Origin of the sequence: Ectopseudomonas composti, from assembly GCF_900115475.1 — a bacterium.
Taxonomy (GTDB): domain Bacteria; phylum Pseudomonadota; class Gammaproteobacteria; order Pseudomonadales; family Pseudomonadaceae; genus Aquipseudomonas; species Aquipseudomonas composti.
Window position 1 is genome coordinate 1 of the sequence record NZ_FOWP01000022.1, and the last position, 23373, is coordinate 23373.

The window sequence follows — 23373 nt, forward strand, 5'->3', positions numbered from 1 at the left end:
CATCACTCGATCTCCCGATTCGATGAACCCCGTAAGCCTAAATGCGTTACCTATGTCTCCCGACACCCGTTACCTATGTCCCCCGGCTGAACACCATGCACACCGCTGTACCTGCGATCCTCAACCAGCGAAGCGCTGATCCAGATAGGCGATGATTGCCTTCGACTCGTACAGCCAGGTGCTCTGGCCGTTTTCCTCGATGCGCAGGCACGGCACTTTGATGCGGCCACCGTGCTGCTCCAGCGCCTGGCGATGCTCGGCATCGTTCTTGGCATCGCGCAACTGCACCGGCAGGTTCAGGCGGTGCATGCTGCGCCGCACCTTGACGCAGAACGGGCAGGCGTGGAACTGGTACAGCGCCAGGTTGGCCGTGGCGCGCTCGACCTCGGCTTGCGCCTCGGGGCTGCGCTTGAGCTTGCGCGGGCGGCTGATCCAGTCGACGAACACGACGAGCTGGCCCAGGCCGATACGAAGGGCTTTGAGCAACATGTTTCAAACTCCTGAGCGGGCATGCCGCGAGCAGCAACCCTAATGATGAATATCTTCGCGGCCCAGCCTGATCCGGCGCTTCGCAGGGAGAAGGGCATCAAGGCAGGCGTCGCTACGCGACTTTTGCGCTAAACAGCGACGGCCGTTCACGCAAGTGAGCGGCCGTCGTCTAGGGCCTGGCTCAACGAACCAGATTGAGGAATTCGCCGCGAGTCGCCGGGTTGCTGCGGAACTCGCCGAGCATCACCGAGGTGACCATGGAGGAATTCTGTTTCTCCACGCCGCGCATCATCATGCACATGTGCTGCGCTTCGATGACCACCGCCACACCCAGTGCGCCGGTGACCTGCTCGACCGCTTCGGCGATCTGCCGGCTGAGGTTTTCCTGGATCTGCAGGCGACGGGCGAACATGTCGACGATGCGCGCCACCTTGGACAGGCCCAGCACCTTGCCGTTGGGGATGTAGGCGACGTGGGCCTTGCCGATGAACGGCAGCAGGTGATGCTCGCACAGCGAGTACAGCTCGATGTTCTTTACCAGCACCATTTCGCTGTTGTCGGAGCTGAACAGCGCACCGTTGGTGACTTCTTCCAGCGTCTGCTGGTAGCCGCGGCAGAGGTACTGCATGGCCTTGGCGGCACGCTTGGGCGTGTCCAGCAGGCCTTCGCGAGAGACGTCCTCACCGAGCTGGCCAAGGATCGCGGTGTAGTGTTGTTCCAGGGACATGGAAAATCCTGTTGGGTATCGAATGGGCGCAGGGTAGGGCGCCGACAGGGGCCTGGCAAGAGTGCCAGGTTCTCTGATTACTCGTCGCGACCATCCATCATGGTGCGCTTGAGGATGATGTACACCGCGCCGGTGCCGCCGTGCTTGGCCAGGCAGGAGCTGAAACCCAGCACCTGCGGGTGCTGGCGCAGCCAGGTGTTCACATGGCTCTTGATCATCGGCTTGCGCCCGTCCATGCGTACCGCCTTGCCGTGGGTAACGCGCACGCAGCGGATCTCCAGCTTGGTGGCTTCGGCGAGAAACTCCCACAGCGTATCGCGCGCCTTCTCGACGCTCATACCGTGCAGGTCGAGGCTGCCGTCGAAGGGAATCTGGCCCAGCTTGAGCTTGCGCATCTGGCCGTCCTGTACGCCGTTGCCGGCCCAGTACAGCGGGTCTTCGGCGCCAACGTCGATGACGAACTGGTCGGACAGGCCATCCACCTTGGTCTCGCCCTGGCTGATCGTCGCAGCCTGGCGCAGGGTGTTGAACTGTTTACGGTCGGCTTTGGGTTTGCCGGTGTCGGCGCGGTCGTGCTTGAGCGGCTTGACGCCGCGCAGCTCGGCCTGGAACAGGGAAAGGTCGTCGTCTTGCATCGGAGGCTCCGCGAAACAGGCTGGCATTTTACCCAAATGCCAGCCGTGTAAGCGTAGAAAGACGAATTTGTAGGCGCAGGCTTGTTGGGGCGATTGGCTAAAAGCATCGCTGGCAAGCCAGCTCCTGCGGTTTCGGGCTCTGTCTTCGGGTGGTCAGTCGCGCTTTTTCATCAGCGATGGCGACAGGCTCAGATCGCTGGGGCGACGCAATCGTCTGCGGCAGCGACGCCAGAAGGCGATGCCGGCCCATAACAGAAACAGGCCGAGCAGCAGCAGAACGATGGCCTCGCCGGTGGAGTCGTTGAGTGCTCCCAGCACCGGCGCACGGCCGGCCAGAGAGGCGATGCCGGCCATCGCCAGGAGGATGCCGAAGGCCGCGAGCAGCGCACCCAGGCCTGCTCCGATGCGCAGGCGCCAGTTTCTCGGCTGGCGTGGGCGCAGGCGGCGTGCATCGAAATCGTCGGACAGTTTCATTCCGATTTCCTTTGGCTTATCGGCGATATGACCGACTGGTCGCGCTCGGGTTCCACAGCGCTGACGATACTGCTAGCGCGTTCACACCAGCGACTTGGCGTGCGGCACCAGGGTGGCGAAGTTGTCACCGAGGGCGATCATCTCGATGCGGTGCACCTCGGCGGCATCGATCACGCTGCCATCCGGTGCGGGCAGATCGCGGGTGGCGCAGGCGGCATCGACCAGAGTGCAGCGATACCCATAGTCCTTGGCGGCGCGAACGGTGGTGCTGACGCTGGAGTGAGTCATGAAGCCGCAAACGATCAGGTCGAGATGGCCGAGCGCCTGCAGGCGATCATGCAATTCGGTACCGGCGAAGGCGTTGGGCAGGCGCTTCTCCACGACGATCTCACCAGCCAGTGGAGCCGCTTCCGGCAGGTGACGACCGCGCGGGCCGCTGGGATCGAGCAGGCCGCCGGGAATGCCGAGGTGCTTGACGTGAACGATGTCGGCACCGGCACTGCGTGCTGCTGCCAGCAGGCTGGCGATCTCTGCCAGCGCAGGGTCGAGGCCAGGAAGGGCGAGTACGCCGCTGCGGTATTCTTCCTGGGCATCGATGATCAGCAGGGTCGCATTGTTCAGGCTGGCCGGCGCGTGGCCACGACCGGTGAGCTGGAACATGGTTTGCGGATGGGACATCTCGGGCTCCTGGCTGATGGTGATAATGTGCCATTGTCCGCTTGCCAGGGCGCTCTGTGAACCTCTATCTGCGCCAATGCTTGCTCAGTGCAGTTTGCCGGAGCAGAATCGGAACTGCCCCGAAGGACTTGGGGTCGTACGCAAAAGGAGTTGCCATGTCACTTTTGTTGCAGTTTTCCCCGTATTTCTGGCTTTTGTTCTCCATCGCTGTGGCCATCGCCGTTCTGCGCGAATTGCGCCGCCCGGATGACGATGTACTGCGCAAGAAGCGCGAGCGGTTATGAGCACTCGTTAACCCCTCGTTCATGCGCTAGCCACCCGCACTGGGCTAAACTTCCGCACTTTTCACCCGGAGGCCGCCCGTGACTGCTCTCACTACCCGTTTACGCACCCTGCGTGATTACATCCGTTGGGCCGTCAGCCGTTTTCAGGCCGAGCAACTGTTCTTCGGCCATGGCACCGACAATGCCTGGGACGAGGCTCGCCAATTGGTGCTCGGCGCGCTGCATCTGCCTTGGGAAATCTCCGACGCCTACCTCGATTGCCGCCTGGAGGACGACGAGCATGCCCACCTGCAGACATTGCTCAAGCGCCGTATCGAGGAGCGTGTGCCCACCGCCTACCTGCTGGGCGAAGCCTGGTTCTGCGGTTTGCCCTTTGTCGTCGATGAACGTGTGCTGGTGCCGCGTTCGCCGATTGCCGAGCTGATCGACCGTCATTTCGCCCCCTGGCTGCCGAGCGAACCAGCACGCATTCTTGACCTATGCACCGGCTCCGGCTGTATCGGCATCGCCTGTGCCTACGAATTCCCCGAGGCGGAAGTGGTGCTGGGCGATCTGTCGTTCGATGCGCTGGAGGTGGCCAACCTCAACATCGAGCGCCACGGCCTGGAGGAACGCGTTTACTGCGTGCAGGGCGATGGCTTCGCCGGGTTGCCGGGGCAGCGCTTCGACCTGATCGTCTCCAACCCGCCTTATGTCGACGCCGAGGATTTCGCCGACATGCCCGCTGAATACCAGCACGAACCGGAAATGGGACTGGCCTGCGGCGCTGACGGTCTGGATCTGGTGCGACGCATGCTGGCCGAAGCGGCCGATCACCTCAGCGAGCGTGGCGTGCTGATCGTCGAGGTGGGCAACAGCCAGGTGCATGTCGAGGCGCTGTACCCGGAAGTGGACTTCACCTGGCTGGACTTCCAGCGTGGCGGGCACGGCGTGTTCCTGCTGGCGGCCAAGCAATGCCGCGAGCATCAGGAACTGTTTCGTTCGCGTATCGCAGGCTGAATCGTCGGTGCGCACGGCGCACCCTACGTTAGATCGTGTGAGTCGCCAGTAGAGGCTGTTTACGATCTTTCGAGCTAGAGCGATACAACACCGATGGCGGCCCCGCAAAAACAAGCGAGAAACGGTCGGAGTCGCGTTCGACTGTACTTTTGTACATGAGCATTTTGAGCTTGTTTTCAACGCAGTAGCGCCGACGCGCAGATGATCGTAAATAGGCTCTCAGCGTGTGGCGATCCAGATCAGCAATCCCGCTTGAAACAGGCTGAACGCCACCAGGCAGGTGATGGTGAAGCGCAGGCCGCTGTCTTCTCGCTTGAGGCGTTCGATCCGATCTTCCAGTTTGCGCAGTTTGACGTCCTGCTCCTGCAGCGTCTGGTCGGCCTGCTGCAGCATCGCGGCGGCATCCAGCAACTCGATGATTTGCACCTTCTCGGCCTGCCAGTCGCCATGCAGCGAGCTGACCCGTGGCGCGCTGTAGAACGGCTTGAGCTGCAGCGGGTCGCTGTACTCGATGGTGAAACCCTGGGCCTTCAGCGCGTGGTCTCGGCGGGCGCGGGCCGCTTCGTTGAAGTTGTCCTTGGTCGGCAGGGCGCCACCCTCGACCTGATAGTGCGCGTATTGCTTGCGCGCCCAGGCGATGCCTTGGGCCATGAGAAAGCGCCCCAGGCCGCGATTGGCGGGGTCCACGCTGAGGCCCTTATCCGGGCCGAAGCGAACTTCCTTGCGCTGATGATCGGCCCAGACCTCCAACATGTTGTTCTGCCGATGCAGGCGTTGGCCCGGCACCTGGATAGTCAGGCGCAGCAGGCTCAGATCCTTGGCATGGCGCTCCACCCGGCCGAGCTGGACGAAACGCAGCGGCCGCGGCCCGGTTTCTCGGTCGACCGGCAGCGGCGCCAGGCGCAGCAGGCTGAATTGCTCGGCTGGCAGGTCCGTCCAGGGATGTGGCGCGGCAGGCGTTTCGCTTGTCGCCGCGTCGGCATCTGGCGCTGGTGCCTGCGGGGCTGGGTTCTCGCTCATGGGCGTCCTGTGTACTGTTCGGTGGCCTTCGATGCGTTATCGGCCATTTTCCTCAGCACTGGAGCGAATAAAGGACACGATCCGTTCGCCCAGCGCACGGGCCAAGGGTAGCTGCGGATCGTCGTAGGACGCTACCTGTTCGTTCCACGGCGCTGGGGTAATGCGCATGACGTGGTTCATGCTGGGGATCAGCGCCAGCTCGGCATCGGGTTTGGCCTGCTTGAGCACCTCGGCGTTGTCCGGGCTGACCTGGGCGTCGTGGGTGCCCTGCACGATCAGAGCGGGAATCTGCAGCGCGGCGAAGTTTTCTGCCGGGTCCTGACGCAGCAGGCTGATCAGGTAGGGTTGCACGCTGGGGCGATAGATCGCTTGCAACTCCTTGGGCACCTTGGGCTGCAGTTTGCCGCGGATCAGGTTGGCGAGGATGTGCCGACTCTCGTCCAGCAACGGCGCTGGCAAGCGCATGGCCAGTTGCATGTCCAGCACCTGGCCGATCGGGTAGGCGGGGCCGGCGATGGAGACCAGCGCATCGGCCTGGCTGCCAGGCGCGGCCAGGCTGGCGATCAGCGCCCCTTCGCTGTGGCCGATCAGAATCAGGCGGTCGAAGCGCGGATCGCCTCTGAGCAACCTGGCCCAGCCTTCGGCGTCGGCCACGTAGCGCTCGACGCTGAGGTCTTTTTCGTCAGGCGTGGCGGCGCGGCTGGCAGCGACGCCGCGTTTGTCGTAACGCAGGCTGGCGATGCCATGGCGTGCCAGTACCTGGGCCAGCTTTTTCAGTGCGTCGTTATGGCCGCCCTCGGGGTTGTTGCCATTGCGGTCGGTGGGGCCGGAGCCGGCAATCAGCAGCGCCACCGGTACTGGCTTGTCGCTTTGCGGCACCAGCAGGCTGCCGTACAGAGTGCCCTGGTCGGTGTCGAGGCGGATGGGTGATTGCTGTGTGGTGCTGGCCTGGGCCAGGCCGGTGATCAGGGTGAGGGACAAGAGCAGGGCTCGTAGCATGATGAGGGCAGGGTAGTGGCAGGTTGGCATTGGACGCGTTCGGCTGGCCAAGGTTCGGGGTGAACTGCAAGTTATCGGCAGGTATACTCGCCCACCTTGTGAATCGGGCCTGCGCAGCGCCGGGCCTGAGCTGAATTTCGCGGAGCGTCTTCCCATGTCCGGCAATACCTACGGCAAGCTGTTCACCGTTACCACCGCTGGCGAAAGCCATGGCCCGGCGCTGGTCGCCATCGTCGACGGTTGCCCACCCGGTGTCGAGATTTCCCTGGAAGACCTGCAGCGTGACCTCGACCGCCGCAAGCCGGGCACCAGTCGCCACACCACGCAGCGCCAGGAAGCCGACGAGGTGGAAATCCTCTCCGGCGTGTTCGAGGGCAAGACCACTGGTTGCTCCATTGGCTTGCTGATTCGCAATACCGACCAGAAGTCCAAGGACTACTCGGCGATCAAGGATCTGTTCCGCCCGGCCCACGCCGATTACACCTACCATCACAAATACGGCCTGCGTGACTACCGTGGTGGCGGCCGCAGCTCGGCGCGCGAAACCGCCATGCGCGTGGCGGCCGGTGCCATCGCCAAGAAGTACCTGGCCAGCCAGGGCATCGTCATCCGTGGCTATATGAGCCAGCTCGGCCCCATCGAGATTCCCTTCAAGACCTGGGATTCGGTGGAAGAGAACGCCTTCTTCAGCCCAGACCCGGACAAGGTGCCGGAGCTCGAGGCGTACATGGATCAGTTGCGCCGCGACCAGGACTCGGTCGGCGCGAAGATCACCGTGGTAGCTGAAGGCGTCATGCCGGGCCTAGGCGAGCCGATCTTCGACCGTCTCGACGCCGAACTGGCCCACGCCTTGATGAGCATCAACGCGGTCAAGGGCGTGGAGATCGGCGCTGGGTTCGCCTGCGTTGCCCAGCGTGGCACCGAGCACCGCGACGAGCTGACCCCGGAGGGGTTCCTCTCCAACAATGCTGGCGGCATCCTCGGTGGCATCTCCAGCGGCCAGCCGATCGTTGCTCACCTGGCGCTGAAACCGACCTCCAGCATCACCACGCCGGGACGTTCCATCGATGTCGACGGCAACCCGGTAGACGTGATCACCAAGGGCCGTCACGACCCGTGCGTGGGCATCCGTGCCACGCCGATTGCCGAGGCGATGATGGCCATCGTGCTGATGGATCACCTGCTGCGCCACCGTGGGCAGAACGCCGACGTGCGCGTCGCCACGCCGGTGCTGCCGCAACTGTGATCCGGGCGGGCGCGGCCCTGCCGTACTGGCGGCTGTCCGGCTTCTACTTCTTCTACTTCGCTCTGCTCGGGGGTACGGCGCCGTTTCTGGCGCTGTACTTCGACCACCTGGGCTTTTCCCCGGCTAGGATCGGCGAGCTGATCGCCATTCCCATGCTGATGCGTTGCCTGGCGCCGAACCTGTGGGGCTGGTTGGGTGACCACACAGGTCAGCGCCTGCTGATCGTGCGCTTTGGCGCGCTATGCACTCTGGTCTGCTTCGCCGGCATCTTCTTCAGTCAGAGCTATGCCTGGCTGGCGCTGATCATGGCCACCCACGCGTTCTTCTGGCATGCGGTGCTGCCGCAGTTCGAGGTCATCACCCTGGCCCACCTGCGTGAGCAGGCGGCGCGCTACAGTCAGATTCGCTTGTGGGGCAGCATCGGGTTCATCGTCGCCGTGGTCGGTCTCGGCCTGCTGTTCGAGTGGCTGAGCCTGGATGCCTATCCGGCGGCGCTGCTGGTGATCATGGCCGGTATCGTCGTCAGCAGTTTCTGGGTGCCCAATGCGCAGCCTGTGCTGCGCCCGAGCACGCAGGAACCGGAGGGTTTTCTGCGCCAATTGCGCCGCCCCGGCATCCTCGCGTTCTACCTCAGCGTTGGGCTGATGCAACTGAGCAACGGCCCGTACTACACCTTCCTCACCCTGCACCTGGAGGGCGTTGGCTACAGCCGCGGCGCTATTGGTCTGTTCTGGGCGTTGGGGGTGGTGGCGGAGATCCTGCTGTTCCTGATCATGGCGCGGCTGCTGCAGCGCTATTCACTGCGTGCGGTGTTACTGGCCAGCTTCCTGATCACCGCCGTGCGTTGGCTGCTGTTGGGTAGCCTGGCCCAGTACCTGCCGGTGCTGCTGCTGGCGCAGTGCATGCACGCCGCCACCTTCGGCGCTTTTCATGCCGCCTGCATCCACTTCGTGCAGCGCGGTTTCGCTGATCGCCAGCAGGGTCAGGCGCAGGCGCTGTATGTCAGCCTGGCCGGAATCGGCGGCGCGTTGGGCGCGCTGTATGCCGGTTACAGCTGGAAGAGCCTGGGCCCGGCCTGGACCTTCGCCATCGCCAGTCTGGTAGCCTTGCTGGCCGCCTTCATCATTGCCACCCGTCTGCCGCCCGAGCGGCCCTGAATCGAGTGAACCCGTCATGAGCAGCCTCGCCGTCTACCTGCATACCGCTCCGGAACTGCCGAACAAGGTACTGAACCACGCCGAAGACATCGCCAGTACCCTGGCGACGGTGGGCATTGACTATCGTCAGGTGGCGCTGCCGGCTGCATTACGCCCTGGCTGCGAACAGGCTGAGTTCGACGCGGCCTATGGCCTGTGGCTGCAGGCGTTCATGAGTGAAGAAGGCCATGTGCAGCAGGAGCTGTTCAACCTGCAGCGCAACCATCCGCAGAAACTGGAGCTGCGGGCGCGGCATCTGGATGAGCAGTCGCAGTCGATGGCCAGTGCCTGGTTGTTCCTCGGTGGTTTCGCTCAGCTCAGCCTGCACCTCGACGACCACGTCTACATGCTGCAAGGCGAGAAGGGCGACCTGCTGTTATTGCCGGCCGGCACTCGCTACTGGTTCGACCTGGGGGAAGAGCCGCATGCGCTGGTGGTGCGCCTGAGCGCCAGCGAGGATGCACCTGTGTGCAGTGACGACGATATCGCCAGCCGTTTTGCCCGGCTCGGTGATTGAGGGAACCTGCGCCACTCGCCAGCTATCCTATGAAGGCAACCTTTCAGACAGGAGTGTCGTCATGGGTTCTACCTTCAATGGCCTGATTGGCCTGGTCATCCTCGCCCTGGATATCTGGGCCATCATCAACGTGATCAAGAGCAGCGCCGAGACCGGGATCAAGATTCTATGGATTCTGCTGATCGTGCTGTTGCCAGTGATCGGTCTGATCATCTGGGCGCTGATGGGGCCGCGCGGCAACGTCAGGATATGAAGCGCCTCTGCCTGCTGGTCTTGGTGCTGCTGCCGCTGTCCAGTGTGGTAGCAGATAACGCCGACGCCTGGCAGGCACTGCGCGAAGGTCGTGCGCTGTTGCTCATGCGCCATGCCACGGCGCCAGGCACAGGCGATCCGGCGAACTTCCGTCTGGATCGCTGTGAAACCCAGCGCAACCTGAACGATCAGGGGCGCTCTGAGGCCCGCCGCTGGGGCGAGTTGCTCGCTAGCCAGGGAATCGAGCAACCGCGCCTTCTCAGTAGTCGCTGGTGCCGCGCGCAGGATACGGCCAGCAACATGAGTCGCGGCCCGGTACAGCCATTCGCTGCATTGGATTCGTTCTTCGGCCAGCCCGAGGATGGTGCCGAGCAGACCGCCGAGCTGATTCGCCAGATCAACGAGTTGCCTGCTGGTGAGCCGTTGGTGCTGGTTTCCCATCAGGTCAATATCACCGCCCTGACTGGCATCTTTCCCGCTTCGGGTGAGGGGCTGATTCTGGCTTTGCCACTGCGTCCACGTGCTGAGCCTTTGGCGCGAATACCCGCGCCCTAGACTACAAAGCCAGTTGCGCCTGTGCCGGCTGCAACACACCCTCGAGCTCCAGCAACTGCTGCTTGCGCGGCAGCCCACCGGCATAGCCGGTGAGGCTGCCATCACGGCCGATCACGCGATGGCAGGGCACGATGATGGAAATCGGGTTGGCGCCATTGGCCGTCCCCACTGCGCGCACTGCCTGCGGCCTGCGGATGACATGGGCCAGCTCCGAATAGCTGCAGGTGCGGCCATAGGGGATGGCCAGTAGCGCTTGCCAGACCGATTGCTGGAATTCCGTGCCCTTCGGTGCCAGGCGCAGCTCGAATTGCCTGCGCTTGCCGGCGAAATATTCGTCCAGCTGGCTGCACACGGCGTCCAGCTCACGGCCAGCGGGCTGCCAATGGTCTTCGATGCGCCAGGGGCGGCTGTCCAGCTCCATCAGCAGCAGTTGCAGGCCGCTTTCATCGGCCGCGAGAAACAGCGGGCCGACGGGGCTGTCGTGGTAACGGTAGTGCATGGCTCAGCCTCCCGAATAGTTATGCCAGAGATGCGCCGCCGCATAAGCGCGCCAGGGGCGCCAGGCTTCGGCGCGTTGTTTCAGGCGACGCGCATTGATCCCTTCAGCTCCCCAGACGGGCGCCTTGAGCAGCCCCAGATCGCTGGCGGGAAAGGCGTCGGCCTCTCCGAATGCACGCAGGGCAATATACTCCGCCGTCCACGGGCCGATGCCGGGCAGGGCACAGAGTCGTTCGATCAGCGCCGCGCTGCCCTTTTCCATATCCAGCTTCAGGCTGCCATCGGCGATGCGCGCGGCGAAATGCTGCAAGGATTGCACACGCTTGCCGGGCATGCCGATGCCGCTCAAGTCAGCTTCGGCAAGTGCTTGCGGCGAGGGAAACAGATGGCTGATGCCCAGCGATTCCGGGGTTTCGATGCATGCGCCGACACGCTGCACTAGACGCCCGACGATGGTGACCGCCGCCTTGACCGTGACCTGTTGGCCGACGATGGCGCGCACCGCCTGCTCGAATGGATCGAACGCCACCGGCAGACGCAGCCCGGGATTGCGTTGCAACAGCGGCGCGAGCAATTCATCGGCGCTCAGGTGCTGGGCAATTGCCTCGGGTTCGCTGTCGAGGTCGAACATGCGCCGCACACGTTGTTCGAGTTGATCGAGATGCGCTGGCGTGGCCAGACGACAGCGCAGTTCCAGCGCGTTCTGCCCCGGCAGCGGCGCGACCCGCAGCCAGCCGGGAGTGCCATCGAGGCTGAAGCCGCGGCTGTAGCTGTCCACGCTCAGTGACTCCAGCCCGGGAATTGCGCGCAGGGCGAAGTGGCTGTGGAACTGTTGCCAGTCCCAGGGCGGTTGGTAGGGCAGAAGCAGCGTGATGATATTCATGGCTGCACCCTAGCGCGGCGTTCGAGCGTTGTCAGCGTGAAGATGACTTTCAAATTGCGCCGACCTGGCCAGTATCCGGGGCGCGGTGCGCACGGCGCACCCTACATGAAGCGCATACCGAAGGCGCACGAGCTTTTAGTAGGGTGCGCCGCGCGCACCAGGGACTCCACGACACCCTAGGTGCCACGTTGATAACGCCCCGGCGTTACGCCTTTCCAGCGCTTGAAGGCGTGGATGAAGTTGGACAGCTCGCCGTAACCCAGGCGCTCGGCGATTTCCTCCAGGCTCAGGCCGCCGGCGGCCAGCAGCTCTTCGGCCAGCGCCTGACGCACTTCATCCTGCAGCGCGCGGAAGCTGGTGCCTTCTTCGATCAAACGCCGGCGCAGGGTGCGGCTGCTCAGGTGCAGGCGCTCTGCGACCTGCTCCATATCGGCGATCTGCCCCGGCGATTGCAGCAGCAACTGGCGTACCCGTCCGGCCAGGCCCTGGTGCCATTGATGGCGCGCCAGCAATGCCTGGCATTGCTGCTCGCAGGCACTGACCAGTTGCGGGTTGGCGCGTGGCAATGGGTTGTCCAGCAGGTCGGCGGTAAAACCCAGGCGATTGTGCGCCGCGCTAAAGCGTGGCACCTGGCCGAAGGCAGCGATAAAGGGCGAAATGTCAGCCGGCGCAGCTTGGCGCAGCTCCACGTCCAGCAATCGCAGCGCACTGCCGAGCAGCTCGCGCACAACCACCAGGGCGCCAAGCATGTCGCGCTGCACGATGAAATCATGCAGCGCCGGGGGCAGGGCGCTGTCGTCGAAATTCAGGTTGGCGACGGCGTCATCCACGCTCAGGCTGATGCGGGTGAAGGCATAGGTCAGGCCGTGATAGCGCAGGCCCAGCTCGGCGGCCTGGCGTACCGTGGCGCTGCTGAGAATGGCGTAACCCCAGGCGCCATAGGTGGTCAGGTGGTAGCGCCGACCGGCCTGCAGGCCAAGGTCGCCGACTTCGGGCAGCGCCTCTATCAGGTTGGCGATCAGTTGCAGTTCACGCTGCGCGTCGATCTCCCCGTTCAGGCTGGCCAACTGCAGCGGGCTGAGTCCCGTTTCATGCAGGCATCTGTCCAGGCTCAGGCCAAGGTCGAGCCCCAGCTGGGTGAGCAGCTGGATGCTGATGATGCTGCGGCGAGCGGGCCAGGGCGCTGACATAGATTGTCCGAAAATCACAATATCCTGGCCGACTATGCCATAACCCGGGCAGGGCGAGGCAAGTAGCATCTGCTCATCGCCATAAACGGGTCACTACAATGCACAACAACCCCCGTACGAACGCGCCTTGGCGCGTGTTGATCATCGGCAGCGGTTTTGCCGGTCTGGGCCTGGCCATGCAATTGCGCAAGGCTGGTGAGGACGACTTCCTGTTGCTGGAAAAGGCCGCCGAGGTCGGCGGTACCTGGCGCGACAACAGCTATCCAGGCGCCGCCTGCGACGTGCCTTCGCACCTGTATTCCTTCTCCTTCGAGCCCAAGCACGACTGGTCGCGCAAGTTCGCCCCGCAGGCGGAGATCCACGCCTACATCCTGCAATGCGTGGAGAAACACCGGCTACGCCCGCATATCCGTCTCAATAGCGAAGTGCTCGGCGCCGAGTTCGATGCCGAGCGCGGCATCTGGCGCGTCGAGTTGGCGGGAGGCGAGGTGATCGAGGCCCAAGCGCTGGTCAGTGCTTGTGGCCAGCTCAACCGGCCGGCCTACCCGAAGCTGCCCGGTTTGGAGCATTTCCGTGGCGAGGCTTTTCACTCGGCGCGTTGGCGGCATGACCTCGATCTGACCGGCAAGCGCGTAGCGGTGATCGGCACCGGCGCTTCGGCGATCCAGTTCGTGCCGCAGATCCAGCCCAAGGTCGCCAGCCTGAGCCTGTTCCAGCGTTCGGCTGCCTATGTGCTGGCCAAGCCGGATCGCCCCTACCGCGCTTGGGAGATGGCCCTGAAACGTCATTTGCCGCTGTGGCAGCGCGCTGACCGCCTTGTGCAATACCTGCATCATGAGGTCCGGGCGCTGGCCTTCATCCGCTTTCCCTGGCTGATGCGCCTGTTCCGCCACAGCTTCACCCGCCATCTGCAACGGCAGATGCCCGAGGCTGGCAAGCGTGCGCAGTTGCAGCCGGATTACCCCATGGGCTGCAAGCGCATCCTGATCAGCAACGATTACTTCCCGGCGCTGGCGCAGGCTAATGTTGAGGTCGTTGACGCGTCGATTCGCGAGGTACGTGAACATTCGCTGGTGACGGCCGATGGCCGTGAGCACTCCTGCGACGTGCTGATCTACGGCACCGGCTTTGCTGCCACCGATTTCCTTGCGCCGATGCGTATTCGTGGCCTCGGTGGGCTGGAGTTGAACCAGGCCTGGAAGGAGGGCGCTGAAGCTTACAAGGGCATCAGCGTCAGCGGTTTTCCCAATCTGTTCCTGCTCTATGGGCCGAACACCAACCTCGGCCACAACTCCATTCTCTATATGCTGGAGAGCCAGTACGCCTACGTGCTGGGCTGCCTGCAGGCGCTACGTGAACAGCGGCTGCGCTACCTCGACCTGCGGCCGACGGTGCAGCGTCACTACAACGCCGAGCTGCAACAGGCGACTCATCGAACGATATGGGAACAGGGCTGCCACAGCTGGTACAAGACCGCTACCGGCAAGAACACCAACAACTGGCCGGGGTTTACCTTCACCTACCGCCTCATGACCCGTACTCCGGAGCTTGCCGACTATGACTGCGTCCGCTGACTTCAAAGCCCCTGCTGCCGAGCAGATGTTGCTGCGCGGTCTGTTGCGTGGCTTTCTGCGCCTGTTCTTCCGCGGCCTGGTGCGACCGCCGATGCCCGTGGCCGGGCAGCGGCGTGTGCTGCGTGCACTCACCACCATCACCCTGACCCCACGCGGCGTTAGCCGCAGCGCCGCGACCTTGGCCGGGCGCCCCTGCGAATGGCATCGACCGCCTGCCAGCAGCGGCAGCGTGCTGCTCTATCTGCACGGCGGCGCCTTCATGATCGGCGGGCCGGATACGCATCGGGGCATCTGCGCCAGCCTGGCCAAGCGCGCTGCCCTGGAGGTCTGTGCGCTGGATTACCGCCTGGCGCCGGAGCATCCCTATCCGGCGGCGCGCGATGACGTGGTGGCGGCTTACCAGGCGCTACTGGAGGCCGGCTATAAGCCACAGCAGATCGCCATTGGCGGCGATTCGGCCGGCGGCAATCTGAGCCTGGTCGGTTGTCTGCGCATCATCGAACTTGGCCTGCCGGCGCCTGCCGCACTGGTGTGCTTCTCGCCGGTTACCGATTTCACCGGCGAGCAGATGCACGAACCGCTGGCCGGTGACCCGTTGATCCACCCCAGCTGGGTCGAGCAGGCCGCGCAGTTGTATTGCCCAGCAGACCTGCCACGTAATGATCCGGGCATGTCGCCGCTGTTCGCCGACCTCAGCCAACTGCCGCCGACGCTGATTCAGGTGGGTGAGGACGAGCTATTGCTCAACGACAGCCTGCGCCTGGCCGAGCGCGCCAAGGCGGCCGGGGTGAATGTGCGCCTGGAGCGTTATCCGGGACTGTGGCACGTGTTCCAGGCACATGTCGGTATGTTGCGTGCGGCGGATTACGCCATTGCCCGTGTGGCGGCCTTTCTCCGTGAGCGGGGCGTGTGATGAACAACATCCTCATCAGCGGCGCCGCATCGGGTATTGGCGCCGCCACCGCGCGGCTGTTTCATGCGCGGGGCTGGCGCGTCGGGTTGCTCGACGTCGATGCAAAGGCGCTGACAGCCTTGGCCAGCGAGCTGGGCGGCGCCTGGCATGCGCAGCTGGATGTGGTCGATGCCGCGGCAGTGAAAGCCGCGCTGGCTGACTTCTGCGCGCAGAGCGGTGGCCAGTTGCGCCTGTTGTTCAATGGCGCAGGTATTCTGCGCACCGGTGCCTTCGCCGATATCGAGCTGGAGCAGCACACACGCCTGGTACAGATCAATGTGCTCGGTGTGCTCAACCTCTGCCATGCGGCCTTCGCTTATCTCAAGGCCACGCCAGAGGCGCAGGTGATCAACATGGGCTCGGCCTCGGGGCTCTACGGCGTGCCACAGCTGGCCAGCTATTCGGCCAGCAAGTTCGCTGTACGCGGCCTGACCGAGGCGCTGGAACTGGAGTGGCGCGAGCACGGCATCCGCGTGGGCGACCTGATGCCGCCATTCGTCGACACGCCGATGGTTCGCAGCCAAGCGCAACGTCCGCCGGTGATGCGTCGCCTGGGCGTGCGCCTGGAAGCCGAGCAGATCGCCGAAGCAGCCTGGAAACAGGCCCACGCCAGCACCGTGCATCGCCCGGTAGGGTTGCAGTTCGGCCTGCTGTTCAACCTTGGGCAGATCACGCCGGGGTGGATCAACAGGTTGCTGATGGGCTGGCTCAGTCGCCCGTGAATTCAGGTGAGGTGCTCAGGCTGGCCAATTGCCGTCGGTCGTCGGCTTTGTCACAAAGGCTTTCTGCACGACGCCAATCTCGCGTTTAGCGGCTACTCTTGAGGTGACGGTTTTCAGCCCGGCGTTCTGCCGGGCAGTCGTCGATACGCTTGCAGTAGACACATCGAGCACCAGCTCGATTCTCGGGGCGGCGCCAGTTGGGTGCTTCTGTAAACGCAGGGCGTTTTCAGAGGTTTCCGGTAGGAGCCGCGACACCGTCCGTAGGGCGGTCGCATTGGGAAAGCGGTTAATCCATCCATAGCCTGAGAGGGGGTCGTTTATGAGCACAGCCTTCCACGAAGACTCCAGCACCTCGGTGCTGCGTCGGATGAAAGAAGGGGGATTCGACTTCGCCCAGTTTCACCCGATCGAGTTCTACGCCATCTTTCCCGACGAAGAACGGGCCAAAATGGCGGCCAGAAACTTTCGCGGCGAGTCGCTCAACGCTCAGATATCCGCCCGTGAGGACGGCATCTGGCACCTGCAAATCAGCAAAGTGATGTACGCCACCCATGCCGGTATCGGCGAGTTCGAACATGACCTGGAGTCCATCGTCGTCCCGCTGGGCGGCAAGATGGATGGCTGGGGCGTTACCCAGGAGGTGAAAGCGTCAGCTATGCGTTAGGGAAACACTGAAAAGGTTGTCATACCCGCGCAGGCGGGTATCCAGAACCAGCGAATTACCTGGGCTGCCGCTTTCGCGGGAGTGACGATAAATGGCTTTTTCAGAACATCCTCAGGTGCGGATGCAGCGGCATCCATCAGCTCAGACCATCGGCCGGTTGTCCGGCCGATGGCTTCAACTCCCAGCCCACCTCGACTTGCCAATCCTTCTCGCGCAGACTGCGCGGCGGAGGTAGCTATGGCCGATGTTCTGATCCTGACTCATATCGATTATTGCCCGCCAGCCCACCTGGCGCAGGTGCTGCAGGCGCGTGGCTGCAGCTTCGACGTGTTGCGCGTCGACCTGGGTGAACTGCACGGTTACGACCTGGAGCGGCCCAAGGCGGTCGCCGTGATGGGTGGGCCGATGAGCGTCAACGACCCGCTACCCTGGATCGCCGACGAAGTGGCTGCGATGCAGCGTTTTATCGCACGTGACATTCCCATCATCGGTCACTGTCTGGGCGGCCAGCTGCTGGCCAAGGCACTGGGCGCCACCATCCGCCGCATGCCCTACACCGAGGCGGGTTGGCAGCGTATGCAGCGTCGCGCAGAGGCAGCCGATAGCCCCTGGCTGGCGCATTTGCCTGAAGCGTTCAGCATTTTTCAGTGGCATGGCGACACCTTCGCAGTGCCTGAAGGCGCCCAGCCGCTGCTGAGCAGCCGCTGGTGCGACAACCAGGCCTTCGCCTGGGGCGACAAGGTGCTGGCGCTGCAGGGCCACCCGGAGATGACCGAAGAGCTGATCGAACTCTGGCTAGACGACTGGGCGCATCTGCTCGATGCCAGCCAGCCCAGTCAGCAGAGCATCGCCGACATGCGCGACGACCTGGGTGGCAAAGTTAGGGCGCTGAATCAAGTCGCCGAGGGTTTCTACGTGCACTGGCTGAAACTGGCTGGCCTTTGAGTCTGGAGAAGGCGAGGTGCCATCGGCACTTGGCCGCAGCTCAAAGCTCGTCAGGGATCAATGCCAGCAGATCCGTCACACCAATATCCACGCCGGCCTGGGTCAGTAGCGTCGTTGCCTGCCCGCGATGATGCGTCTGGTGGTTGAACAGGTGCATCAGCAGGGCGAAGAAGTGCTTTTGCGCGGCTACACCCTTCATGTTGCAGTAACTCAGCGGCTGGTCCAGATGCTCTTCGCCCATCTCGGCTGTCAGGGCCTCGATGCAACTGTCCAGCTGTTTACGAAGTGCAGTCAGCTTGCGTATGTCCGCACCCATCGGTTGATCCAGACGCGTCGGCGCTTCCAGCTCTGCGAGCGCCTGCAATGCCCGGAAGTTCGCCGAGTGTGCGCTGTAGCGCCCAAGCCAGATACGGTCAGCCACCAACAGATGGTTGAGCGTGCCGAGGATCGAGCCGAAGAACGCACCCCGCTCGGCACTCAGCGCTTCGTCGGGCAGGGTGGAAGCCGCTGTGTAGAGCCGTTCGTTCATCCAGCTGTTGTAGCGCGCCATCAGGCGGATATGGTCGATTCTCTGCATGGCCAATACCTGTTCTTGTTCTTTCAGAAACGCTCATCGGCAATGGCCGGAAGCACCAGCTCACGCACGTAACTGGCATTGGACAGGCTCAGCAGCGTTCGAACCAGAGCGACGACATCGTGCAGTGGAATCAGCTGACCTTCGCCATTTTGCGCCGCCTGTTCAACCGGTGTATGCAGGCCATCCTGGGTATTGAGGTAGCCCAGTTGCAGGCAGGTGACGGCCAGACGCTGATCGCGAAAACCTTCGCGCAGGGTCTCGGCTATGCCTTTGAGGGCGAACTTGCTGGCGCCGAAGGTGACTTCTGGGCGGCCACTCTGTGGCAGGGCCGAGGTGGAACCGGTGAGAATCAATTGCGGCTTGGCGCCGCCGAGCAGGCGCGGTAGCAGGCGTTTGAGCAGCAGCAAGGTCGCACCGATATTGACGCTGACCATCTCGAGAATCTGTGCGTCCTCGTCCTGCAGAAAGCTGTAATCATCCTCGAACGCGCGGGTTTCCCAGATCCCCAGGTTGTAGATGATCGCGTCCAGGCGCTGAGGCGACTGTGCTTCGATAGCGTCCACGGCCTGCAGCGGATCACTCATATCGGCCTCGATCCACTGGATACCCGTGGCCAGGTCGGCCGGGCGGCTACGCGAAATCCCGATCAACTCGTGGCCTTGCGCCAGGCCGTCTACCAGCGCACGGCCGAGACCTCGGCTGGCTCCGATCACCATGATGCGCATCCTGTGCCTCCTTGATTCATGCAGGGTTCTTCCATGGCTCCGGCGAGGGCAACGCTCGCCCGAGAGGAAGACTGGGACGTTAAGTGGGGAACTGGTGGTGGGTCAAACGGGGTATGCCAGACAAGCACTTATCGTGTGGGGGATTGCTCTCACCGTCACTCCCGAGAAGGTGGGAGCCCAGAGAGTTGTTCTGGGTTCCCGCCTGCGTGGGAACGACGGTCGCTGCAGGTGATGCAGGCTCGCAGGTGGTGGCGACTATTGACCGTCTGGCTCCGACCATACGGCAAACTCGTTGCCACCCGGTTCGACGAAATGAAAACGCCTGCCACCGGGGAAGGAAAAGATCGGTTTGACGATTTCCCCTCCGGCAGCCTCGACCTTGGCCAGGGTGTCTTCCAGCTGTGCGCTGTAGAACACGATCAGCGCGCTGCCGTTGTCGCTGCGTGCGGACATCTCGGCGCTGAAGAAACCACCATCCAGGCCTTCGTCGGCGAAGGCGGCGTAATCGGGACCGTAGTCCGTGAATCGCCAGCCGAAAGTGGCCTGGAAGAAGGCCTTGGTAGCTGGCAGATTGCGGGTTGGGTATTCGACGTAATTGATCTTCTCGTGGGCAGGCATGCCGGGTTCCTTGGCAGTGAAAGAGTGGGAGTTACTGACGTGATTTGGCCAAGTCGATGGCGGCCTGGATAGCAGCACGTGCTTGCGGGCTGTTTTTCCAGCAAGTCGAGCCCAACTGACCGGCTACTGCGGTGACGATATCGCCGACGTTGGCTTCGGCCAGTTCCTGAAGCGAGTCGATGCCGATCTGCTCGAGTCGCTGCACGACGGTCGGGCCTACGCCTTTAACGTTTAGAAGGGCTTGGTGTTCATCGGTTGGGAAGGGCATTGGGATTGTTACCAGCGGTTAAGCGATGGAACGGGTTTCAGCCCGCCCAAGTGAGCGTCGCGAACGACTTGAACAGTTGTTAGGCGGTTCATACCGTATGCTCGTTCTGGAGTTTCAAACCAGGTACGCTTGCATAGAAAAAATGGGAAATAGACATACTTCTGGGTATTAATGGAGGAAGCTCGTCGTGTAGAAAGGCTACTTGTGCTTCAAGAGTACAGAAATCCTCAAGCTGGTAGCAAAATATAACTATTGCGTCGTCAAGGTTTTCGCCCATGCATTTAATGGTCGCCCATTTTATAAAGTTTATAACTTCAAACTTGGATTGGATATTTAGCGCTGATACTCGCAAGCTAAATTCTTCGGTAAACGTAAGCTCTATTGGTCGAAAAGGAAATTCATAAAACGGGCGTTTAAGGCAAGCGCCGGGGCCGTCGAGTGATAGCTGGACTAGAGCTTCATCGGGATTGTCGGACACCCCAATGTGAGCATCAATCCACACGATTAGCTCTTCTGAACTTACAAGTCCAAGCTTCCACAATGACAGGGCGATACTCAGAGTTTTCATGCAGAGCCTAACTATTAATCTAACGGGCAGGCAAAAGTTAGCTTTTGGCTGTATAGCGAACTAAGTGAGCGATTCTAGTACTGTTATAAGTTGACGCCTAATTTTTAATTTTGTAGAAATCGACTATGGACGTCATGGCGCTTGTAAATAGCTCTGCATCTTCAAGGCTTCTTGTGCGTAAGATAAATTTTTGCGTGCCACTTTTTTCAATGATAGCCACTGCGTACCACTGTTTAAATTTTCTTTTCCATGAATACAGTTGCACTCTATCAATGTGGCGATAGTACATTCTGTTACCTGCGTTTCGGTGAGTTGAAGTGCCACCGCCTACGGCTAGGCCTGTATTTCCTACATTTGTTGCCCAAGAGCTATTTCTTGATGTAATACCGAATTCCCATGAAATGTATTTTTCGTTTACTGAGAATCCATCGGGTCTCCAGTTTTCATGTTGTGACCAAGTTATTTCTTCTGTCAGAGCAATTGCAGAGTTTATTTCCATCTCGGTTGTTTTGTGTTTGATCGGGCTGGAGCCGCATCCAGATAGAATAATGGTGGCTATAGCTAAAAGATACTTCATCATGAATATATTGCTCACTTACTTTATGTTTATAACGTTTGGTTAAGGGGCGGGCTTTAGCCCGTCTCAGCGAGCACGGCGAGCGATTTGAACCATTTGTTAAGGTTACCTACTCTGGGCTGCTCACGTAGGGGTAGTGTATTCTTCCTTGTTCTCTTGCGAACTTTATTAGTTCTTCGGTCGATATTTTTTGTACATTTGGATTATTCATTTTTGCAAACATTACTGAGTGGTGAAGAAAGTAAGTTCTCATTCTTTCTTTTTCGATCTCACCAGCTTTATGAGCGCTAAAAACCTTTGTGGCGATGTCCGAGCCTTCGTTGTCCGTGCACTCTTGGATTTTTGCCGTCGTTGCGGCGTCGTAAGCTCCAGAGGGGTTTGGCGTGACTTCCAGTTCTCCCATGCACCCTAGCGCCACTAATTCCTGTGCTGCAATTAAATCTTCATGGATATCTTTTTTCCCATGAAGGTTTCCGGCAGATGCGATGCTGGAAAGCAGCAAGGTTAGTGTTAGTGCATATTTTTTAAGCTCTAAATTCACGGTAAATTTCCGATTCGTGGCGCGGGTTTTTTCTTTTTTGCCTAACGATTAAGCTAAAGGGCAGGCTTTAGCCCGTCCCAGCGAGTGCTTTGAGCGCCTTGTTAGCAGCATTACACATCACGCTTATAAGCTTGTAGGAATAGATATTTCCCAATAATTATAAATGTTGCGCCAAGGCCAAATAGCCAAAGTTTAATTTTCGAAAATAATGCTGCCTGTCCGTCTAGCCCTTCTTTTCTTTCGTCTCGCATTTCTATAGCTCTGAATAGAGCTTTGCTAGCCCTTTCACTAGCGTTATTTGCGATGCTCTTTTTGGTTTCTTCATCACTGATTGCGGAAATTGATGCGATATCGCTTAGCGCGCTAAGCACGGAAAGATTAACTTCTTCTTGAATATAATATTGCCACTCTGGTGACTGCTTATCCCACCAGCCGGAATATTCACTTTCCCAGAATGTTGCTGCTAGCAGTAAGAACAACCCAAATATTTCGAGCTGTAGTCCTCGATATTCATATTTCGTACGCATGACTTTTGCCTGCTGCTAACGTTTGGTTAAGGGGCGGGCTTTAGCCCGTCCCAGCGAACGAAGTGAGCGATTTGAATCGGTTGTTAGGCATTGCTATTGGACATTGGGACAGTAGGTGCACTATCTGGAAAAATTTCTTTTAAACGCTCAGCTAAGGTTTGTTGATACGCAGATATTTTTTCGTCTTTGCTCTTTGCATTGTGAGCAAGATCCCACAGCATTGCCGCTGCAGCCATTACTGCAAGCTCGGCATTGTGTGCTCGGAAGTAAACGAAGCGCCACTCCATGCCAAGGTTTAGCTCTGGATGGAGAAGTGGAGCTTCGATTTTTCCAGATGGGTGGACTGCCAAATCCCTATATCGGTATATCTGCTTTAGGTTGCCTCTGAGCATAGATGCACCCTCTTGCGTCAAGCTGAATGCTCGTCGTGTTACCTCGGCTACTTGCGTATAGCGAGCAGTGCGACCATTGCGACCATTGCGCCATTTTTCCAAAGTTGAAGGTGGAATTGTTACATGCTCTCGCAGTACCGCGTATATAGCATCCCAAGCAATTGCAGCTGCCATGATGGCCTGCATAGATGCTTCGAACTCGACCTCTAAAGCTTGAGCCTTAGCCACTTCATCTGTGCCTTGCCAAGCAGCATCACGATTAACCTTTGCAATAAGTGCTGCGTCTAGGTGGCGCTTTGCAATTTGAATCCATGTTGGGCAGACGTCAAACTGAACATGCAACGTAATCGGATCGCCTTCAAGTTCACCACTTTCACTAATGCGGAGTGAGAAGTGAGGAATTGAAACTGACATTCCGCGGGTGATGTAGATGCCTGCCATGGTTGTAATGCCTAGCGTTTGGTTAAGGGGCGGGCTTTAGCCCGTCCCAGTGAGCGAAGCGAGCGATTTGAACCAATTGTTATGCTTACCACTTGAACCTTCGGATGAACTCTATAATTCCGCCAGAAAGTATTGCCATGGTGATGTCTTTGGTGATGACGTACACAACTATATCGACCACGACGTTTAACGATACCCAGATAGTGTTATATGAAAGCTTGAGTTCTGTTAGTAGATAGAGTTTTTCCGGGTTGAGTTCATACAGGCTTCTTCCGTGAGGGTTGTCTTTCGTTGGAGGCTTGGCTGCTCTCAACAGTCCATAGTGGTTTGTAAATTTATAAAGCAATAATTGTTCTATGTGGCTCTTTAGGAATTTATTCATAAGTGTTGCTGGAATAAACTCTTCAAGCTCGGCTTTCCAGCCGTTGGTTGGTATATTGAAAGCTAGATCGCCGGGCGAGCCTTTGCTAAATGACGAAGTATTAGCCAGCATTTCAACAAGCTGCTCGCCCAAGTAAGACTCAAGTGAAAGCATTTTTAACCATGTAAAAATGTCTACCTGTGTGTTGTGACGTTTCAGTAGCAAGCCAAAAACGCTTTCTCTCATGTGCTCAACGCTCAAATGTAATAGGCATAACGT

32 protein-coding genes are annotated in these 23373 nt (G+C 60.3%); 12 read left to right on the top strand and 20 right to left on the bottom strand.

The features are described 5' to 3' along the window. Nucleotides 1–120 precede the first annotated feature (120 nt). From BM059_RS24625 to BM059_RS24645, 5 genes are all read right to left on the bottom strand, one after another. Complete coding sequence (locus BM059_RS24625; protein ID WP_037002779.1) at nucleotides 121–489, bottom strand: glutaredoxin family protein; 369 nt, start codon at nucleotides 487–489, stop codon at nucleotides 121–123. Between the two features lie 181 nt (nucleotides 490–670). Continuing rightward, nucleotides 671–1216 (bottom strand): GTP cyclohydrolase I FolE, encoded by a 546-nt coding sequence (folE, locus tag BM059_RS24630; protein ID WP_037002777.1) that lies wholly within the window; start codon nucleotides 1214–1216, stop codon nucleotides 671–673. Between the two features lie 77 nt (nucleotides 1217–1293). Beyond that, nucleotides 1294–1851: a Smr/MutS family protein gene (locus BM059_RS24635; protein ID WP_037002775.1), complete on the bottom strand. Its 558-nt coding sequence runs from the start codon at nucleotides 1849–1851 to the stop codon at nucleotides 1294–1296. A 153-nt stretch (nucleotides 1852–2004) separates the two neighbouring features. Beyond that, nucleotides 2005–2325 (bottom strand): hypothetical protein, encoded by a 321-nt coding sequence (locus tag BM059_RS24640; RefSeq protein ID WP_074941715.1) that lies wholly within the window; start codon nucleotides 2323–2325, stop codon nucleotides 2005–2007. Between the two features lie 81 nt (nucleotides 2326–2406). Beyond that, nucleotides 2407–3003: a cysteine hydrolase family protein gene (locus BM059_RS24645; RefSeq protein WP_037002771.1), complete on the bottom strand. Its 597-nt coding sequence runs from the start codon at nucleotides 3001–3003 to the stop codon at nucleotides 2407–2409. A 155-nt stretch (nucleotides 3004–3158) separates the two neighbouring features. On the opposite strand from BM059_RS24645, the gene BM059_RS25785 reads away from it, so the two are divergent. Together BM059_RS25785 and prmB are read left to right on the top strand one after the other, a co-directional pair. After that, a complete protein-coding gene (locus BM059_RS25785) occupies nucleotides 3159–3287 on the top strand; it encodes a hypothetical protein (RefSeq protein ID WP_260619608.1) in 129 nt (42 codons plus the stop codon). Nucleotides 3288–3365: 78 nt separating this feature from the next. Then, nucleotides 3366–4286: a 50S ribosomal protein L3 N(5)-glutamine methyltransferase gene (gene prmB / locus BM059_RS24650; protein WP_074941716.1), complete on the top strand. Its 921-nt coding sequence runs from the start codon at nucleotides 3366–3368 to the stop codon at nucleotides 4284–4286. Nucleotides 4287–4505: 219 nt separating this feature from the next. Here prmB and BM059_RS24655 read toward each other — a convergent pair whose 3' ends face one another. Together BM059_RS24655 and BM059_RS24660 are read right to left on the bottom strand one after the other, a co-directional pair. Further along, the gene (locus BM059_RS24655; protein WP_074941717.1) at nucleotides 4506–5306 is read right to left on the bottom strand and encodes a hypothetical protein; all 801 of its coding nucleotides are present in this window, start codon (nucleotides 5304–5306) and stop codon (nucleotides 4506–4508) included. A gap of 36 nt (nucleotides 5307–5342) precedes the next feature. Continuing rightward, nucleotides 5343–6335, bottom strand: coding sequence for an alpha/beta hydrolase (locus BM059_RS24660; protein ID WP_074941718.1), 993 nt, complete (start codon nucleotides 6333–6335; stop codon nucleotides 5343–5345). 124 nt (nucleotides 6336–6459) lie between these two features. Between BM059_RS24660 and aroC the strand changes: the two genes are divergently transcribed. From aroC to BM059_RS24685, 5 genes are all read left to right on the top strand, one after another. Continuing rightward, nucleotides 6460–7551, top strand: coding sequence for a chorismate synthase (gene aroC, locus BM059_RS24665; protein ID WP_074941719.1), 1092 nt, complete (start codon nucleotides 6460–6462; stop codon nucleotides 7549–7551). Further along, nucleotides 7548–8708, top strand: coding sequence for an MFS transporter (locus BM059_RS24670; protein ID WP_122950752.1), 1161 nt, complete (start codon nucleotides 7548–7550; stop codon nucleotides 8706–8708). The genes aroC and BM059_RS24670 overlap by 4 nt, the downstream gene beginning before the upstream one ends. Nucleotides 8709–8724: 16 nt before the next feature. Continuing rightward, entirely contained in the window at nucleotides 8725–9264 is a 540-nt protein-coding gene (locus BM059_RS24675) for a cupin domain-containing protein (protein WP_074941720.1), read from the top strand. Between the two features lie 61 nt (nucleotides 9265–9325). Next, nucleotides 9326–9517: a PLDc N-terminal domain-containing protein gene (locus BM059_RS24680; RefSeq protein WP_074941721.1), complete on the top strand. Its 192-nt coding sequence runs from the start codon at nucleotides 9326–9328 to the stop codon at nucleotides 9515–9517. Beyond that, complete coding sequence (locus BM059_RS24685) at nucleotides 9514–10071, top strand: histidine phosphatase family protein (RefSeq protein ID WP_074941722.1); 558 nt, start codon at nucleotides 9514–9516, stop codon at nucleotides 10069–10071. Before BM059_RS24680 ends, BM059_RS24685 begins: the two co-directional genes overlap by 4 nt. Nucleotide 10072: 1 nt before the next feature. On the opposite strand, the gene BM059_RS24690 is transcribed toward BM059_RS24685, so the two are convergent. From BM059_RS24690 to BM059_RS24700, 3 genes are all read right to left on the bottom strand, one after another. Then, nucleotides 10073–10570: a methylated-DNA--[protein]-cysteine S-methyltransferase gene (locus BM059_RS24690; RefSeq protein ID WP_074941723.1), complete on the bottom strand. Its 498-nt coding sequence runs from the start codon at nucleotides 10568–10570 to the stop codon at nucleotides 10073–10075. Nucleotides 10571–10573: 3 nt separating this feature from the next. Beyond that, a complete protein-coding gene (locus tag BM059_RS24695) occupies nucleotides 10574–11452 on the bottom strand; it encodes a DNA-3-methyladenine glycosylase family protein (protein WP_074941724.1) in 879 nt (292 codons plus the stop codon). A 176-nt stretch (nucleotides 11453–11628) separates the two neighbouring features. Continuing rightward, nucleotides 11629–12642 carry an AraC family transcriptional regulator gene (locus BM059_RS24700; protein WP_208606130.1) on the bottom strand — a complete coding sequence of 338 codons (1014 nt, stop codon included), beginning with the start codon at nucleotides 12640–12642 and terminating at the stop codon, nucleotides 11629–11631. Nucleotides 12643–12740: 98 nt separating this feature from the next. On the opposite strand from BM059_RS24700, the gene BM059_RS24705 reads away from it, so the two are divergent. The 5 genes from BM059_RS24705 (at nucleotide 12741) to BM059_RS24725 (ending at nucleotide 17499) form a co-directional block, all read left to right on the top strand. Continuing rightward, nucleotides 12741–14216 carry a flavin-containing monooxygenase gene (locus BM059_RS24705; protein ID WP_074941726.1) on the top strand — a complete coding sequence of 492 codons (1476 nt, stop codon included), beginning with the start codon at nucleotides 12741–12743 and terminating at the stop codon, nucleotides 14214–14216. After that, nucleotides 14200–15129, top strand: a complete 930-nt coding sequence (locus tag BM059_RS24710; RefSeq protein ID WP_074941727.1) for an alpha/beta hydrolase — start codon at nucleotides 14200–14202, stop codon at nucleotides 15127–15129. The genes BM059_RS24705 and BM059_RS24710 overlap by 17 nt, the downstream gene beginning before the upstream one ends. After that, nucleotides 15129–15890, top strand: a complete 762-nt coding sequence (locus tag BM059_RS24715) for an SDR family oxidoreductase (protein WP_074941728.1) — start codon at nucleotides 15129–15131, stop codon at nucleotides 15888–15890. The genes BM059_RS24710 and BM059_RS24715 overlap by 1 nt, the downstream gene beginning before the upstream one ends. 319 nt (nucleotides 15891–16209) lie before the next feature. After that, entirely contained in the window at nucleotides 16210–16554 is a 345-nt protein-coding gene (locus BM059_RS24720) for a ribonuclease E inhibitor RraB (protein WP_037002749.1), read from the top strand. A gap of 237 nt (nucleotides 16555–16791) precedes the next feature. Beyond that, entirely contained in the window at nucleotides 16792–17499 is a 708-nt protein-coding gene (locus BM059_RS24725) for a type 1 glutamine amidotransferase (protein ID WP_074941729.1), read from the top strand. A 40-nt stretch (nucleotides 17500–17539) separates the two neighbouring features. Here BM059_RS24725 and BM059_RS24730 read toward each other — a convergent pair whose 3' ends face one another. The 10 genes from BM059_RS24730 to BM059_RS24755 all read right to left on the bottom strand — a co-directional run bounded on the left by BM059_RS24730 (nucleotide 17540) and on the right by BM059_RS24755 (nucleotide 23340). Further along, entirely contained in the window at nucleotides 17540–18076 is a 537-nt protein-coding gene (locus BM059_RS24730; RefSeq protein ID WP_074941744.1) for a DinB family protein, read from the bottom strand. A gap of 23 nt (nucleotides 18077–18099) precedes the next feature. Next, a complete protein-coding gene (locus BM059_RS24735; RefSeq protein WP_074941730.1) occupies nucleotides 18100–18801 on the bottom strand; it encodes an SDR family oxidoreductase in 702 nt (233 codons plus the stop codon). 255 nt (nucleotides 18802–19056) lie between these two features. Beyond that, nucleotides 19057–19419: a VOC family protein gene (locus BM059_RS24740; RefSeq protein ID WP_074941731.1), complete on the bottom strand. Its 363-nt coding sequence runs from the start codon at nucleotides 19417–19419 to the stop codon at nucleotides 19057–19059. A gap of 31 nt (nucleotides 19420–19450) precedes the next feature. Further along, nucleotides 19451–19687, bottom strand: a complete 237-nt coding sequence (locus tag BM059_RS25310; RefSeq protein WP_074941732.1) for a helix-hairpin-helix domain-containing protein — start codon at nucleotides 19685–19687, stop codon at nucleotides 19451–19453. Between the two features lie 88 nt (nucleotides 19688–19775). Next, a complete protein-coding gene (locus BM059_RS25315) occupies nucleotides 19776–20255 on the bottom strand; it encodes a hypothetical protein (RefSeq protein WP_139220789.1) in 480 nt (159 codons plus the stop codon). Between the two features lie 97 nt (nucleotides 20256–20352). After that, nucleotides 20353–20835 (bottom strand): hypothetical protein, encoded by a 483-nt coding sequence (locus BM059_RS25320; RefSeq protein ID WP_139220790.1) that lies wholly within the window; start codon nucleotides 20833–20835, stop codon nucleotides 20353–20355. Nucleotides 20836–20941: 106 nt separating this feature from the next. Then, the gene (locus BM059_RS25325; RefSeq protein WP_139220791.1) at nucleotides 20942–21373 is read right to left on the bottom strand and encodes a hypothetical protein; all 432 of its coding nucleotides are present in this window, start codon (nucleotides 21371–21373) and stop codon (nucleotides 20942–20944) included. Nucleotides 21374–21483: 110 nt separating this feature from the next. Continuing rightward, nucleotides 21484–21900, bottom strand: coding sequence for a hypothetical protein (locus BM059_RS25330; protein ID WP_139220792.1), 417 nt, complete (start codon nucleotides 21898–21900; stop codon nucleotides 21484–21486). 83 nt (nucleotides 21901–21983) lie between these two features. Then, nucleotides 21984–22733 carry a hypothetical protein gene (locus tag BM059_RS25335; protein ID WP_139220793.1) on the bottom strand — a complete coding sequence of 250 codons (750 nt, stop codon included), beginning with the start codon at nucleotides 22731–22733 and terminating at the stop codon, nucleotides 21984–21986. Nucleotides 22734–22818: 85 nt separating this feature from the next. Next, on the bottom strand, nucleotides 22819–23340 hold the full coding sequence (locus BM059_RS24755) for a hypothetical protein (RefSeq protein ID WP_074941733.1): 522 nt from the start codon (nucleotides 23338–23340) through the stop codon (nucleotides 22819–22821). Between the last annotated feature and the right edge of the window lie 33 nt (nucleotides 23341–23373).